We start from the raw sequence: 14,447 nt of genomic DNA, 5'->3' as shown, positions 1-14,447 counted from the left end.
TAACAAAAGGCCGTCTGAAAAACAGGTTTCAGACGGCCTTTAACAGCAGCTTGGGTTTAAGCCAAAGCCACTTCCAAATTATCAATCAGTCGCGTTGTACCCAGACGGGCGGCGGCAAGCACCACCAATTCTTTATCGCCAACATGAGCCACTGCCAAGCTGTGTGCATGGCGGATTTCAACGTAATCAACCACCCAGCCGGCATCGGTCAAATGGCGGATACATTCGGCTTCAAGCTGGGCGTAATCCAGATTGCCGTTTTTCAGGGCAGCGGCAATATTTTGCAACTCTTGATAGAGGCGCGGCGCTTCTGCGCGTTCTGCTTCGCTCAAATATTGGTTGCGGCTGGAAAGTGCCAGGCCGTCTGAAGCGCGGCCGGTGTCGACAGGAACAATGTCGATATTGAAGTTCAAATCTTCAACAAAGCCTTTGATAATCGCCAGCTGCTGATAGTCTTTTTTGCCGAAGCAGGCGGTATCAGGTTGAACAATGTTGAACAACTTGGTCACAACAGTCGCCACGCCGCGGAAATGGCCCGGACGGAATTTGCCGCACAATTCGTTTTGCAAGTGCGGAGGCTCGACATTGAAACGCTGTTCCACATTCGGATACAGCTCTTTTTCATCAGGCGCGAACACGACGGCAACGCCCTCGCCTGCCAATTTGTCGGCATCTTGTTGCAAAGTGCGCGGATATTTATCGAAATCTTCGCCTTGTCCGAATTGCAGGCGGTTGACAAAAATACTGACCACAACGTTATCGGCACGTTTTTTCGCTTCGCGCACCAGCGCAAGATGGCCTTCGTGCAGATTGCCCATAGTCGGCACAAATGCCACTTTTCCGGCGGTTTTGCGCCACTCGCGCAATTCTTTAATCGTATGAATGATTTGCATGGTTTGAAAAATCCTTTATATTTTCCGCCGTTTCACCAACGGAAATCACGGGCCGATTATACGCTTTTATTCATCAAAAAGACCGTCTGGAATAAGTTTCAGACGGCCTGGTTTTTATTTTATCCGGCAAACGTATGTTCGACAGATGGGAACGTTTTTGCTTTGACTTCGTCCACATAAGCTTTGACCGCGGCTTGAACGCTGTCTTTGCCCTGCATAAAGTTCTTCACGAATTTGGCGGTTTTACCGGGGAAAATGCCGAGCATATCATGCATCACCAAAACCTGACCGTCGCAATCCACGCCTGCTCCAATACCGATGGTTGGGCAAGAAACTGTCTCGGTCACTTTTTTCGCCAACTCTGCAGGAACGCATTCCATCAATACGATTGCCGCACCTGCCACATCATGCGCTTTGGCATCGTTGAGCAACGCTTCTGCCTTGTCGCCGCGGCCTTGAACTTTATAGCCACCGAATGCAAACACGGATTGCGGGGTCAGGCCGATGTGGGCGCAAACAGGGATACCGCGCATTTGCAGAAATTCAGTGGTCTCCGCCATCCAGACACCACCTTCAAGCTTGACCATATGCGCGCCGGCCGCCATCAACTCTGCCGCTGCCGCAAATGCCTGCTCTTTGCTCTGCTGATATACGCCAAACGGCAAATCGCTGACAATCATGGCATTTTTAGTACCGCGAGCCACACATTCAGTGTGGTAGCACATATCCTGCAAGCTCACCGGCAAAGTGGACTGACGACCTTGCACCGCCATGCCCAAAGAATCGCCTACCAGCAATACATCCACGCCGGCATTGTCCATCAGCGCGGCAAAGCTGGATTCATAAGCGGTCAGCATGGCGATTTTTTCGCCCTCTGCTTTCATTTTTTGCAAAGTGTTTACGGTAATCATGGTGTTTTGTGTGTTCCGCCCGACGGGCAGCCCTTTGTTGTAATGGAAACGCGGTATTATAAGGTCTGCTTTTAAAATATCAAAGCATAAGCAAAAAGCCCGACTGCTTTCACAATCGGGCTTTTAATTGGTGCCGGCACCAAGAGTCGAACTCGGGACCCCCTGATTACAAGTCAGGTGCTCTACCAACTGAGCTATACCGGCTTACTGAAATGCCTTGCGGCATCATCAGTCTTTAACTGGTGCCGGCACCAAGAGTCGAACTCGGGACCCCCTGATTACAAGTCAGGTGCTCTACCAACTGAGCTATACCGGCAAGGAAGTCGGCATTATGCCGATAAGTTCCCATCTTGGCAAGCATTTTAAAACAAAGTTACTCACGAAATTATAAAAACCAATGATTCTAAAGAAAATTAAATACCTGCCTTATCTTTTCATCCAACATACTCAAAGGCCGTCTGAAAACCGCCCCAGCGCAAAACATCATTGTTTCTGTTAAAATAACTCCTTTTACATCTTTCGTCTGCACCCATGCCACCCCGCCATCCTTACCGCCGCCTGCGCCCAGCCAAATCCCATCTGCCCGAAGTTGGCATTTCTGAAGAAGGCAATATCCGTTCCCTGCACTTGGGCAGCGACACCATTCAAAGCTCCATGAATGTCGATCATCCGTCAGAGCTGGTGTTGTCGTACAGCCGCGCCATGATGGGTTGGCTGCTGTTTGCAGAAACTCCGCCCAAACACATCACCCAAATCGGCTTGGGCGGCGGCTCGTTTGCCCGTTGGATAGACAGCTATCTGCCCCACACCAAGCAAACCGCTGTGGACATCAATCCTCAAGTCATCGCCGTGGCGCGCAGCCTGTTTGAATTGCCGCACGAAGGCGAAAATTTTGAAATTATCGAGGCAGATGGTGCGGAATATATTAAAGTGTTCCGCCACAATACCGATGTAATTTTGGTAGATGGTTTTGACGGCGAACAGATTATCGATGCTTTGGTAGAAGAACCCTTCTTCCAAGACTGCCGCAACGCCCTCTCTCCAGACGGTGTATTTGTCACCAACTGGTGGAGCGGCGACCAGCGTTATCAACGCTTTGTCGAACGCCTGCTCAACGTCTTTGACGGCCGCGTACTCGAGCTGCCTGCCGAGAGCCACGGCAACGTAGCGGTCATGGCATTCCAAAGTAGCCCTAAAGAGCAAAATATCGACAACTTAAAAAAACGTGCCGAAAAATTAAGCGAGAAATACGGCTTGGACTTCAAACGGATGCTTGCTGATTTGAAAGCCAACAATCAAAACAATGGCAAGAATTTTTATCTGTAAACCGTTTCAGGCCGTCTGAAAACAAACAAGGACACACTCATGCTCAAACCCGACATCATTCAAATCCCCGGTCCGGCCGGTTTGCTGGAAACCATCTATCTGCCAAGCACACAAGAATCCACCCGCGGCGTTGCCGTCATCAACCACCCCAATCCCCTGCAAGGCGGCACCAACACCAACAAAGTCATCCAAACCGCCGCCAAAGCCCTCAGCCAACTCGGCTTCCATTGCTACCTGCCCAATTTGCGCGGCGTAGGCAATAGCGAAGGTGAACACGACTACGGCCGTGGCGAAACGCAAGACTGTATTGCCGTTATCGACTACGCCCGCGCGCAACATCCTGACGCGCCGCAATTCGTCCTGGCAGGTTTCTCATTCGGCGGCTACGTTTCCACCTTTGCCGCACAAGCGCGCACGCCTGATTTACTGTTACTGATGGGCGCCGCCGTCCATCACTATACCGATCGCCCGGAACCATCCAACGTTCCCGATGTCGCCAAAACATTGATGATTCATGGCGCGGAAGACGAAGTCGTTGAAATCAACAAAGCCCTGGCATGGGCAGAACCACAAGGCCTACCTGTTGTGACCATTGCCGGTTCGTCCCACTTCTTCCACGGCAAACTCATCGTTTTGCGCGATACGATTACACGGTTTGCACCGGCTTTATTAGGCTAAAATCTGGCTACACAATAAAACAAGGCCGTCTGAAAGCTTTTTCAGACGGCCTTGTTTGTATGAAACCTTATTATCTAAATATCAGGCTCAAGTATTCAGAAATCCATCAAGGATTTTCTGCTTAACATATCAATTCTGAGTCAACCAATACTGCAGACCAATCAAAGTCTTACCATCTTTGATTTTATCGTTTGCCAATGCATTGCGCACCTCTTCCTTACTCATCAGGACGGTTTCTGTAATTTCATCCTCATCGTTGCTTAACTCGCTGCCCAAACGCACACCTTGCGCTTGGTAGAGATACATTTTTTCATCGCAAAAACCGACTGCAGTATAAAAGGAGTACAACAGTTTGACGCTGTCGGCGACATATGGCGTTTCTTCTGCCAACTCGCGCAAAGCGCATTCGGCAGGATCTTCGTCCGCCACATCCAATTTACCCGCCGGCAATTCCAACGTTGCCTGATCGGCGGCATAACGCCATTGGCGTACCAAAACAACTTTGCCGTCTTCCGTTTCCGCCAATACACACGCAGCACCCGGATGACGGATCACAACCCGTTGGCTTTCGTTGCCGTTGGGCAGGCGTACCCGATCGCGGCTGATGGTAACAAAAGAACCTTCGTAGATTGACTCGCTGCTTAATTTAGTTTCTTTCAAATCCATTTTTTACCTCATGTCCAAATTATTAAATATTAAAGGCCGTCTGAAATTTTACAGAAATAAACTCAGAGGATGCCTTTTCTAATAGTTACCGCTGATGTCGTTGTTGCAAACGCTCCGTATGTGTTCGCAGCTTTTCACTATTTGCTTGGTAGTCACTTGAAGACAATACAGCAACTATTGCCTCTACTTCATGAGGAAGCAATAAGGCCGTCTGAAAATTCTTAATATAAGCCGCCGCCTGCCTAATACGGCAAACATTTGGTGGCATTTTCGATTTCAACTCACAATCACCTAAGAAAACTACCATTGAATGAAACTTCTCCTCAGGAAATTGCAATAGTTCTGACAATGCTTTGATATGAGCATAATTCTGACGCAACGGGTTTTGGAAATAATGTTTCTGTTTATAGATGATTTGCGTCCATTTAGATTGCTTTTCACTACCAAAAATCCAACCTGTGTAATTTTTAGTTTCTATCACAAATATCCCAAAAATTGAGACATAAATATGATCAATTTGTGTCGTACCATCTCGAGATGGAATAATTAAATCGTGAAACTCAGAATAAGTTTTCTCATCTAAATTTTTTCCAATTACAGAACGAACTGCTATTTCCCCCATACTTCCCTTTATTTTAGGATTTTTCAACAATGCTTTTAATAAAAGCAAAGGAATAATGATCAGAAAAATCCAAAATATACCCGACATACTTCCCAATATTTGTTCAATCATGACGTTTTCTTTTTTATTTAAAACTAAAAATTTATATATTTATGGTTTATTCCCGAGTACGTTCAATCTCAATACCGACCTGCGCAACATCTGGCAAGATACCCGGCTTCACAATACGGACACGCACTTTGGCCGCACCAAAATCATTTAAAATCAATTGGGCGATATATTCCGCCAAAGTTTCCAGCAGTAAAAAATCCTGTTCAGCAAGGCTGCGGCGTACAACTTCGCATACTTCGCCATAATGAATGGTGTCGCCGATATCGTCGCTCGTGCCGGTACGCTCGGGAACACTGATTTCCAAATCCAAAATCAAAGTCTGTTTACGCTCGCGCTCCCAATCATATACGCCGATTAAAGTATCGGCCTTCATGCCGTACAAAAAGATTTTATCCATTTGCCTGTCCGTTTTTTTGATAGAATAACCGTTCCCATTTTAAGTAAAGCACCCAAAATGTTCAATGTACTCGCCATTATTGCCGCCTATCTTATCGGATCCCTGTCTTTTGCCGTCATCGTATCAAAATATTACGGCATGGACGATCCGCGCACTTACGGCTCCGGCAACCCCGGTGCCACCAACGTCTTGCGCAGCGGTAAGAAAAAAGCAGCCGCACTGACCCTGCTCGGCGATGCAGTAAAAGGCTTGATTGCCGTCATCTTGGCGCGCTGTCTGCAAGACACTTTAAATTTGTCTGGTGCAACGATAGCACTGGTTGCCATCGCCGCATTGGTCGGCCATATGTGGCCAATATTTTTCAATTTTAAAGGCGGCAAAGGCGTAGCCACCGCATTGGGCGTCTTACTCGCCCTCTCTCCTGCAACCGCCCTACTCTGCGCCTTGATTTGGCTGGTCATGGCATTCGGTTTCAAAGTCTCCTCACTCGCCGCACTGGTCGCCACCATCTGCGCACCCATCTTCGCCTTCTTCATGATGCCGCACGCCTCTTGGGCATGGGCAACCGTATTCATTGCAGCATTGGTGTTGTACCGCCACAAAAGCAATATTCAAAACCTGATTCAAGGTAAAGAAAGCAAAATCGGAGATAAAGCCGGAAAATCTTAAAAACATAAATACAATCAATAAAAGGCCGCCTGAAAGTATATTTTTCAGACGGCCTTTTGTAGTTTCATTCGCTTTATTCACGCATAATCAGTCAATCTTAATATACTCCACCGACAAAATCTCTATAACCTCACGTCCTTCCGGTGTATCCAAGACAACTTCATCGCCTTCGCGTGCTTTAATCAGGCTGCGCGCCAAAGGGGAAATCCATGAGATTTTGTTTTTAGCGGTATCGATTTCATCTACGCCGACGATTTTAACGGTTTGTTCACGACCATCTCCGCGCAATAAGCCAACGGTGGCACTGAAAAAAATCTGGTCCGTCGCTTCACGCGCTTCAGGATCGACGACGACGGCAGCTTCCAAGCGTTTGGTTAGGAAGCGGATACGGCGATCGATTTCGCGCATACGGCGTTTGCCGTAAAGATAGTCGCCATTTTCGCTGCGGTCGCCATTGCTTGCTGCCCAGTTAACGATTTGGACGATTTCCGGGCGTTCTTTGTTGACCAGATGATAAAGTTCATCTTTCAGTGCCTGCCAACCGGTAGGTGTGATGTAATTTTTGGTTTCGGTACTCATGATGTGTCTAAAACATAATTAAAGGCCGTCTGAACGTTAATTTTCAGACGGCCTTTATTGTAAGTCAATTTACTTTATTCTTCATCATCACTATCGCTATCGCTGATACTGATGCTGTGTTCCATTTTGCTTGGATGAACTTTCAAGCCGCCACAACCTGATTTTTCAGTAGAGAGGCGGTTCAGATACGCCTCGTCGATATCACCGGTTTGATAGACACCATTAAAGCATGAAGAATCAAAGGATTCAATTTTTGGATTGAGTGCTTTGACTACTGCTTCCAGGTCTTCTAAGTTTTGGAAGACGATGCCATCCGCGCCAATCTCGGCCGAGATTTCTGCTGCGCTGCGGCCGTTTGCAATCAGTTCTTCACGGGTCGGCATATCGATACCGTACACATTCGGATAGCGCACTTCGGGAGCAGCGGAAGCAATGTAGACTTTGCGCGCACCTGCCGCGCGTACCATTTCAACGATTTCACGACTGGTCGTACCGCGCACGATAGAATCATCCACCAACAAAACGCTTTTGCCGTTAAACTCGGTTTCCATCGGACTGAGTTTTTGGCGTACTGATTTTTTACGCGTTGCTTGTCCGGGCATGATGAAAGTGCGGCCGATATAGCGGTTTTTAATCAGACCTTCGCGATATGGTTTTTCGAGATGGACGGCAAGCTCCATCGCGCTGGGTCGGCTGGTATCAGGAATAGGCATCACGACATCGATATCGTCGACGGGCAACTCGCGTTTGATTTTTTCCGCCAAAGAAACGCCCATATCCAGACGGGCCTGATAGATGGATACACCGTCGATGACGGAGTCGGGACGCGCGAAATAGACGTATTCAAAGAGACAAGGGCTGAGTTTGACTTTATCGCTGCATTGACGCGACACGATTGAACCGTCAAAGCTGACAAACACGGCTTCACCCGGCTGGATATCACGTTCCAAATCATAGGCAAGCGCGTTGAAAGCAACTGATTCAGAGGCAACGGCATACGATTTTTTACCGGATTCATCGGTTTGCGAACCCAATACCAACGGACGGATACCGTGAGGATCGCGGAAGGCAACCATGCCATATCCGGCAATCATGGCTACGACACCGTATGCGCCGCGCACTATGCGGTGTACTTCGGAAACGGCGTTGAAAATATTGTCGATGGTGAGTTGATAAGGGGCTGTATTTTTAGAGACTTCGCGGCGTAATTCATGCGCGAATACATTGAGTAGAACTTCAGAATCGGAGCTGGTATTAACGTGGCGCAGGTGTTTGTTGCATACATTTTCATACAACTCTTCTGTATTGGTCAGATTACCGTTGTGTGCCAAAACAATGCCGAATGGGGAGCTGACATAAAACGGCTGGGCTTCTGCACTGCTGCCCGCATTGCCTGCAGTCGGATAGCGGACGTGTGCAATGCCGGCATTACCGACCAAGTCGCGCATGTTGCGGGTACGGAACACTTCGCGCACCATGCCTTTGCCCTTGTGCATATGAAATATATTGCCTTCGGCAGTAACAATACCTGCTGCGTCCTGACCACGATGTTGCAACATCTGCAAACCATCATACAGCATCTGATTGACCGGCTCATGACTAACCAAACCTAATACACCACACATATCGTGCTTCTCCGAGTTTGAAGATTAAATGGGTAAGCTGTCATTATAAAATAATTTAGATGAGTTTGCTCGAATTGTTGACAATATGATGCTAAATTTACGCAAATAAAAACGGACTCAGACGACCCATAGGCCGTCTGAATCCGTCAAACTCAATCATCCAATTCTTCAACTTCAGCTGCTTTACCCGAAAGATGCGGCATTGCGGTATCTTTTCCAGGCAAATAAGGCATCGCAGCATCGGAAAGTGATTCAAAATACGGAATTGTGTACGAACTTTGCCACTCTTCCGTTTTCGGCAAATCAGTGTGTGAAAAAACCATCACTGCCAGCGTCACCAAAATCACACCTTTCACTGCACCGAATACGCCGCCAAGCAAACGGTTAATGCTTCCCAAACCAACGGCAGACATCAAACTGCTTAACAGCGATCGTGCCAGTTTCTGCAACAGCCATGCCAGAAAAAACACAGCGGCAAAACCCATGGCAACCGCCAAAGAATGCGGCTCAACCGATTTAAAGACCACATCGGCAAACGGCACGGCGAGCGTTCTGGCTGCAATAAACGATACTACCCACGCCACCATCGCCCCTGCTTCGGCAATAATACCCCGTGTCAACGAGATAATGATGCAGATGACGATGACGGCGGCCGCCAACAAATCGGCAACAGGCAGATTACTCACTGGTCACCTGCCCGGCAATGCCATGTACACGCAATTTGTTCAAATCGCGCTCTGCATCGCGTGCATTTTTATAACTGGCTGATTTCACGCGATACACCTTACCTTTATCGGTCATGACTTCAGTAATGGTCGAATCGATACCTGCGGCTTTCATTTTACGTTGCAGGCTTTGTGCGCGTTCTTTTTCAGCATAACCAGCCTGAATAGCGGCCTTTTTAGCAGGTTTGGCTTCTGCTTTTTCTTTTTCAGCTTTAGGTTTGGCTTTTTCAGACGGCTTCTCGGCAGTTTTTACCTTATCGGCTTTTTCTGCTTTGGCCGTTTCTGGTTTAGCCTTTTCATTTTTTGGTTTTTCAACTTTGGCTTCTGCTTTCTTAGCAGGCTCGGCCTTATCTTTTACGCTGTCTTTGCTGTTTTTGGCAGATTTACGCTCGGCAATGGCTTTCTCTGCTTTTTCCAATTGTGCCAATTTATTGCGTTCGGCAGCGGCTTCACGCTCTGCTTTCTCAGCACGCGCTTGAAGTGCGCGTTTTTTAGCTGCCAATGCGTTTTCTTTCTCAGCAGCTTCCTGTTGGGCTTGTGTTTTACGGGCCGCAGCAGCACGTTGTTCAGCCTGACGTTGGCGGCGTTCTTCGGCTCGGCGCTCCGCAGCTTCACGTTTGGCGGCCTCGGCTCGTTGAATACGTTCGGACTCTTCCAAACCTTTAATATTGCCGTCATCCAAAGTATCGTTGATCAAAACCAACGACTCGCCAACATCTTCGGGAGCAGATTCACGGCTTGGCTTCAATACTTCAACCGGCGCATTATCTTCTTCGTCGCCAGCATTTTGCGGTTTATTTGGTGCTTCGGCATCCGCATGGCGGGCAGCCTCTTCAGCAGCAGCGACATCCTCTTTATTCGGCTCTAAAACAACGGCCTTGCTCGGCTCGTCAGCCGTTTTGACTTGGCTCTGACCGACAGGGGCTTCTTTAAACGGTGAATTTTTATCGTCACCCGATGTCAGCGCCAGGCCGAACAGCATACCTGAAGCCACCACCAAGCCGGAGGCCAAAACCAAGCGGCGGCGGTTGCGGCGTTTGAGTTGTTCGTAACCGTCTAAATCGTATCCGTTTGGAGTTTCTTTTTGTTTATTGTCGGACATGATAATTTCCTCGTTAGTGTTCTTTCAAAACAGCCATTACATCGGCAACAGTATGGAATGAGCCGAAAACAACGATTCTATCATTTTCGGTTGCTTTCGCCAAAGCAGCGCGGTAGGCTGCGACGACGGTTTCAAAAACATTTACATTGTCGATGCCGTGTTCAGCCAATTTGGCCTGCAAAGCCTCCACAGTCATGCCGCGCGGCACATCTAAAGGCGCGATATTCCACTCGTCAAACTGGTCTTTAACGATTTCCAGCACGCCATCAATATCTTTATCGGACAACATACTGAATACGGCGGTACGTTTTTGGGCAAAGGCAAGGTTAATCAGGCTGCGGCGCAAAGCACGGGCTGCGTGCGGATTGTGGCCGACATCCAAAACTACCAGCGGACGACCGGGCAAAACTTGGAAACGTCCAGGATTCTCAACCAACAGCAAACCGCGTTTAATCGCGCCGATATCAACCGGCAATTGTTCGTTCAAACATTCCAGCGCCGTCAATGCACACGCGGCATTAGACAACTGATAGGCACCGCGTAAAGCAGGAAACGGCAAGGAATTGCGGTTACGGCTTTGGCCGTCTGAAGATTGCGGATGGAAGCGGTAGTTCCACTGTACGCTTTCCATTGACGCAAAATCAAAATCTCGCTGAACCATCAACAGTTTTACGCCAATTTCTTCTGCGTGTTTGAGCAATGATTCAGGCGCAGGATTCTGACCACACACGGCTGGTTTGCCGCTACGGAATACTCCAGCTTTTTCAAAACCAACCTGCTCGACAGTATCACCCAAAAATGCCTGATGATCCAAATCCACGCTGGTAACAACCGAGCAGTCGCCATCGAATACGTTCACAGCATCCAATCGTCCGCCCAAACCGACTTCTAAAATCATTACGTCTACATTTTCATGCATGAAAATATCGACAGCCGCCAAAGCATTAAACTCAAAATACGTTAGCGAAATTTCGCCGCGCGCCGCTTCGATACGCTCAAATGAGGAAACAATCAATTCATCTGAAACCGGCTGAGTGTTGATGGCGATTCGTTCGTTGTAACGCAAAAGGTGCGGACTGGTCAGCGTACCGACTTTGAAACCGGCTTCTTTATAAATATGCGACAAATAGGCGCATACCGAACCCTTGCCATTGGTACCTGCCACCACGACGACAGGACATTGCGGCACCAAATTCATGCGTTTTTTCACTTCTCCCACGCGTTCCAAACCCATATCGATAAGGCCGGAACTATGGGCAGTCTCCAAATGAGAAAGCCAGTCTTGTAATGTTTTCATTGTATTTATCGCTTCAAAAGGCCGTCTGAAACAGCCGTTTAATCCATATCTGCCGCAAGTTCTGCTTTGTCTTCTTTTTCACGACACCAGCGCGCCCACACTTTCAGACGGCGGTAGGCATCGCGGTCGGTCATGTCGGGCAAGATGCAGTGTTTAACCATTTTTCCATCAACATTCCATTGCAAAAACAAAGCATAAACTGTCAACATACTGCCGTCTTGCAAAACCGTGCTTCTTCCCTCTTCCTCGTCATTCAAGTAAACCGTCGCACGGTATTGGCGGTCGATGATGATTTTTCTGACCGCATTTCGAGTCTGAAAATTAACGCTGCGCCAAGCATAGGTAAAACTACCGGCCAATGCCGTCAAACCCAGCCACATCATCCAGCCGTAAAACTCGGCAAGGCATAAGGCCAACGCCGAAAGGTGTAAGAAGACAATCAGAATTTTCAAAGAACGCGAGGGCTTTAATGCCGTCTGAAAACTTCGCACGGCTTTACATCATATTGTCGAAAACAGGCGTAATGTTCAATTCCGCCTCTTCCATATCCAAAACCATATCGTGGATTTCGGTATCGAAAAATTCCCAAAAAGCCTTCAAACTCATGTCTTGCGGCCATTTGCTTTTATCGATGTCCCAGCCTGCCAATTCGGCTTCAAAAATCTGCTGGTAGCGTTCGTCAAAATAAGAAATGACGGATTCGGGTTCGTCAAATTGCGGCACAAGGAATACGGAGCAGTTGGTGCGCAGTTGCTCGACGGTCAGGTCGGGCATATTTTCATCGGCAGATTTCAGCCATTCCAAAAAACGGGCGGTCGGCTTCAGCACAACAGCAGTACGGTCAACAAAATACATTATTTTCAACTTTCAAAATCATTCAAACCGATCATGCCGTCTGAAATTTCAGACGGCCCGAGTTTAATGTGTCATCACCTGTTGCAGGAATTGTTTGGCACGCTCGTGTTTCGGATTGGTAAAAAACTCTTCCGGCGTTTCATCTTCCAGAATCTGGCCTTTATCGACAAAAATCACACGGTCGGCGACTTCACGTGCAAAACCCATTTCATGGGTCACACACATCATGGTCATGCCGCTTTCCGCCAAGTCTTTCATTACTTTCAATACTTCGCCGACCATTTCAGGGTCAAGCGCAGAAGTCGGCTCGTCAAACAGCATGACGCGCGGCTCCATCGCCAAACCTCGTGCAATCGCCACACGCTGCTGCTGACCGCCGGAAAGCTGACCGGGCAGTGCGTCTTTTTTATGTGCCAAGCCGACACGTTCCAAAAGCTCCATCGCTTTCTTTTCCGCTTCTTCGCGGCTTTGGTTTTTCACTTTCATCGGAGAAAGAATAATATTTTCCAAGACGGTCAAATGCGGATACAGATTGAAGCCTTGGAACACAAAACCCACTTCTTCGCGCACTTTGTTCAAATCGGTTTTCGGATCGGCAACATTGATGCCGTCCACCCAAATCTCGCCGCTTTCAATGCGCTCGAGTTGGTTTACCGTACGAATCAGCGTAGATTTGCCACTGCCTGAAGGGCCGCATACAACGACCACTTCGCCTTGTTTGACTTCCAGATTCACGCCGTTGATAACGTGTAAATCTTTAAAATGTTTGTGTACATTTTTGAATTTAATCATGTTTATTTGACATTCTCTAAAATTGACCAGATTTTGGACGGCCTGTTTTTAATCTGTTTGGCGTAATGCTCGATTTTCTCACTGTTGTCCTTGGTATAAATGCCGCGACACAATATATCCAATGCATCTTTGTTCAAGTCGCCATAACGGTTGTTGGTATATACCGACAGGATGCAGGCTTTCAGGGGATGGAAGGGAACGCCGTATTTCTGCGCATTGTCCCGATTTCCAAACAGCCATGCGGTATCTGCTAAAGCTGCGTAGTTGCTCAAAGCTGCCGCTTTAAATAATTTTTCTTTGATCAGCGGATAATTTTTCTGCTTCTGATTTTCCAGTTTGAACACTTCATTCATCAATTTTTGTGAACCGTTAGGTGCAAGTTCGTCTTCTAAAGCTGTTTTATCATATTCAGCTTCAATATCATCAAGTAAGTCTTGCGCCGCTCCCTCGCCGTTTTCTGCGGCTTTTTTCAGCCAATAGTAAAACTCGCTTTCTTTGAGGTTTACAGGATCTGTTGTCATTTCCAACTGCATGGCCAGCAGATATTGCGCTTCAGCATCGCCGGCTTTTGCTTTGCGCCGCAGGTTTTCTTCTCCGCCGGTGCCTAATGCAAATGCCGTACCGGTAATAAGTACAGCCAGCCCACACCAGACATATTTTTTCAACATTAAGTTCCCAACCTTTCAGACGGCCTTTTGAACCAGATAATTGCTCAATTCCACATATTTCTCAGCGGCAACGTGTTCTGCCCTGTCCTGCGGATTGATGCCGACTGCCTGCAAGTCATCATCGCCGGCAAGTTCCTTCAAATTATTGCGTATGGTTTTGCGGCGTTGATGGAAAGCCAGTTTCACCAGTTTGGCAAAATATTCAAAATTTTCTGCTTTACCGATACGGTGTTTCACCGGAATCATGCGCACCACGGCCGAATCCACTTTCGGCGCAGGATCAAAGGACTCGGGTGGTACTTCAATCAACATTTCCATATCGAAGAAATATTGTAGCATCACGCCCAGACGACCATAGTCGTTGGTTTTCGGCTGCGCCACCATGCGTTCGACCACTTCTTTCTGCAGCATAAAGTGCATATCGATCACATCGTCTGCCACTTCGCTCAATCGAAACAAAAGCGGCGTGGAAATATTGTACGGCAGGTTGCCGACAATTTTTTTCTTGCCTTCAATGCTGTTGAAATCAAA

18 protein-coding genes and 2 tRNA genes are annotated in these 14,447 nt (G+C 47.8%); 3 read left to right on the top strand and 17 right to left on the bottom strand.

Features of this window, described 5'->3' with window-relative positions; all coding sequences use genetic code 11:
• Positions 1 to 56: 56 nt before the first annotated feature.
• The 4 genes from panC to ACTHSP_RS00085 all read right to left on the bottom strand — a co-directional run bounded on the left by panC (position 57) and on the right by ACTHSP_RS00085 (position 2,120).
• Positions 57 to 893 carry a pantoate--beta-alanine ligase gene (gene panC / locus ACTHSP_RS00100; protein ID WP_371464466.1) on the bottom strand — a complete coding sequence of 279 codons (837 nt, stop codon included), beginning with the start codon at positions 891 to 893 and terminating at the stop codon, positions 57 to 59.
• A 119-nt stretch (positions 894 to 1,012) separates the two neighbouring features.
• On the bottom strand, positions 1,013 to 1,804 hold the full coding sequence (gene panB, locus ACTHSP_RS00095) for a 3-methyl-2-oxobutanoate hydroxymethyltransferase (RefSeq protein ID WP_049351397.1): 792 nt from the start codon (positions 1,802 to 1,804) through the stop codon (positions 1,013 to 1,015).
• Positions 1,805 to 1,932: 128 nt separating this feature from the next.
• Positions 1,933 to 2,008, bottom strand: a tRNA-Thr gene (locus ACTHSP_RS00090).
• 36 nt (positions 2,009 to 2,044) lie between these two features.
• Positions 2,045 to 2,120: transfer RNA gene (locus ACTHSP_RS00085), tRNA-Thr, on the bottom strand.
• A gap of 215 nt (positions 2,121 to 2,335) precedes the next feature.
• Between ACTHSP_RS00085 and ACTHSP_RS00080 the strand changes: the two genes are divergently transcribed.
• Positions 2,336 to 3,130, top strand: coding sequence for a polyamine aminopropyltransferase (locus tag ACTHSP_RS00080; protein ID WP_049350624.1), 795 nt, complete (start codon positions 2,336 to 2,338; stop codon positions 3,128 to 3,130).
• Positions 3,131 to 3,169: 39 nt separating this feature from the next.
• Positions 3,170 to 3,808 carry an alpha/beta hydrolase gene (locus tag ACTHSP_RS00075; RefSeq protein WP_049350623.1) on the top strand — a complete coding sequence of 213 codons (639 nt, stop codon included), beginning with the start codon at positions 3,170 to 3,172 and terminating at the stop codon, positions 3,806 to 3,808.
• 129 nt (positions 3,809 to 3,937) lie between these two features.
• On the opposite strand, the gene ACTHSP_RS00070 is transcribed toward ACTHSP_RS00075, so the two are convergent.
• From ACTHSP_RS00070 to folB, 3 genes are all read right to left on the bottom strand, one after another.
• The gene (locus ACTHSP_RS00070) at positions 3,938 to 4,474 is read right to left on the bottom strand and encodes an NUDIX hydrolase (protein ID WP_440345379.1); all 537 of its coding nucleotides are present in this window, start codon (positions 4,472 to 4,474) and stop codon (positions 3,938 to 3,940) included.
• Between the two features lie 85 nt (positions 4,475 to 4,559).
• Positions 4,560 to 5,207, bottom strand: a complete 648-nt coding sequence (locus ACTHSP_RS00065) for a nuclease-related domain-containing protein (protein ID WP_049350621.1) — start codon at positions 5,205 to 5,207, stop codon at positions 4,560 to 4,562.
• A 46-nt stretch (positions 5,208 to 5,253) separates the two neighbouring features.
• Complete coding sequence (gene folB, locus ACTHSP_RS00060; RefSeq protein WP_049329397.1) at positions 5,254 to 5,604, bottom strand: dihydroneopterin aldolase; 351 nt, start codon at positions 5,602 to 5,604, stop codon at positions 5,254 to 5,256.
• 57 nt (positions 5,605 to 5,661) lie between these two features.
• Between folB and plsY the strand changes: the two genes are divergently transcribed.
• Positions 5,662 to 6,273, top strand: coding sequence for a glycerol-3-phosphate 1-O-acyltransferase PlsY (gene plsY, locus ACTHSP_RS00055; RefSeq protein WP_049350620.1), 612 nt, complete (start codon positions 5,662 to 5,664; stop codon positions 6,271 to 6,273).
• Between the two features lie 87 nt (positions 6,274 to 6,360).
• Here the strand turns inward: plsY and greB are convergent, their stop codons facing one another.
• The 10 genes from greB to rsmA all read right to left on the bottom strand — a co-directional run.
• A complete protein-coding gene (gene greB / locus ACTHSP_RS00050; protein ID WP_003685038.1) occupies positions 6,361 to 6,852 on the bottom strand; it encodes a transcription elongation factor GreB in 492 nt (163 codons plus the stop codon).
• A 74-nt stretch (positions 6,853 to 6,926) separates the two neighbouring features.
• Complete coding sequence (gene purF / locus ACTHSP_RS00045) at positions 6,927 to 8,477, bottom strand: amidophosphoribosyltransferase (RefSeq protein ID WP_254323054.1); 1,551 nt, start codon at positions 8,475 to 8,477, stop codon at positions 6,927 to 6,929.
• A 152-nt stretch (positions 8,478 to 8,629) separates the two neighbouring features.
• Positions 8,630 to 9,163: a CvpA family protein gene (locus tag ACTHSP_RS00040; RefSeq protein ID WP_049350617.1), complete on the bottom strand. Its 534-nt coding sequence runs from the start codon at positions 9,161 to 9,163 to the stop codon at positions 8,630 to 8,632.
• Positions 9,156 to 10,304 (bottom strand): cell division protein FtsN, encoded by a 1,149-nt coding sequence (ftsN, locus tag ACTHSP_RS00035; protein ID WP_440345378.1) that lies wholly within the window; start codon positions 10,302 to 10,304, stop codon positions 9,156 to 9,158. Before ftsN ends, ACTHSP_RS00040 begins: the two co-directional genes overlap by 8 nt.
• Before the next feature lie 13 nt (positions 10,305 to 10,317).
• Positions 10,318 to 11,601, bottom strand: a complete 1,284-nt coding sequence (gene folC, locus ACTHSP_RS00030; RefSeq protein WP_440345377.1) for a bifunctional tetrahydrofolate synthase/dihydrofolate synthase — start codon at positions 11,599 to 11,601, stop codon at positions 10,318 to 10,320.
• Positions 11,602 to 11,639: 38 nt separating this feature from the next.
• Positions 11,640 to 12,092 carry a protein YgfX gene (locus tag ACTHSP_RS00025; RefSeq protein WP_440345376.1) on the bottom strand — a complete coding sequence of 151 codons (453 nt, stop codon included), beginning with the start codon at positions 12,090 to 12,092 and terminating at the stop codon, positions 11,640 to 11,642.
• Between the two features lie 4 nt (positions 12,093 to 12,096).
• On the bottom strand, positions 12,097 to 12,456 hold the full coding sequence (locus tag ACTHSP_RS00020; protein ID WP_003747228.1) for a hypothetical protein: 360 nt from the start codon (positions 12,454 to 12,456) through the stop codon (positions 12,097 to 12,099).
• 63 nt (positions 12,457 to 12,519) lie between these two features.
• Complete coding sequence (locus ACTHSP_RS00015; RefSeq protein ID WP_003747231.1) at positions 12,520 to 13,248, bottom strand: amino acid ABC transporter ATP-binding protein; 729 nt, start codon at positions 13,246 to 13,248, stop codon at positions 12,520 to 12,522.
• 2 nt (positions 13,249 to 13,250) lie between these two features.
• Entirely contained in the window at positions 13,251 to 13,916 is a 666-nt protein-coding gene (locus ACTHSP_RS00010) for a sel1 repeat family protein (RefSeq protein WP_003685189.1), read from the bottom strand.
• Positions 13,917 to 13,931: 15 nt separating this feature from the next.
• Positions 13,932 to 14,447, bottom strand: a 516-nt coding sequence (rsmA, locus tag ACTHSP_RS00005) for a 16S rRNA (adenine(1518)-N(6)/adenine(1519)-N(6))-dimethyltransferase RsmA (RefSeq protein ID WP_440345375.1), incomplete at its 5' end; no start/stop codon positions are given.

It is taken from the genome of Neisseria sp. P0001.S005, from assembly GCF_051963715.1.
This window is presented reverse-complemented; position numbering and strand designations above follow the sequence as displayed.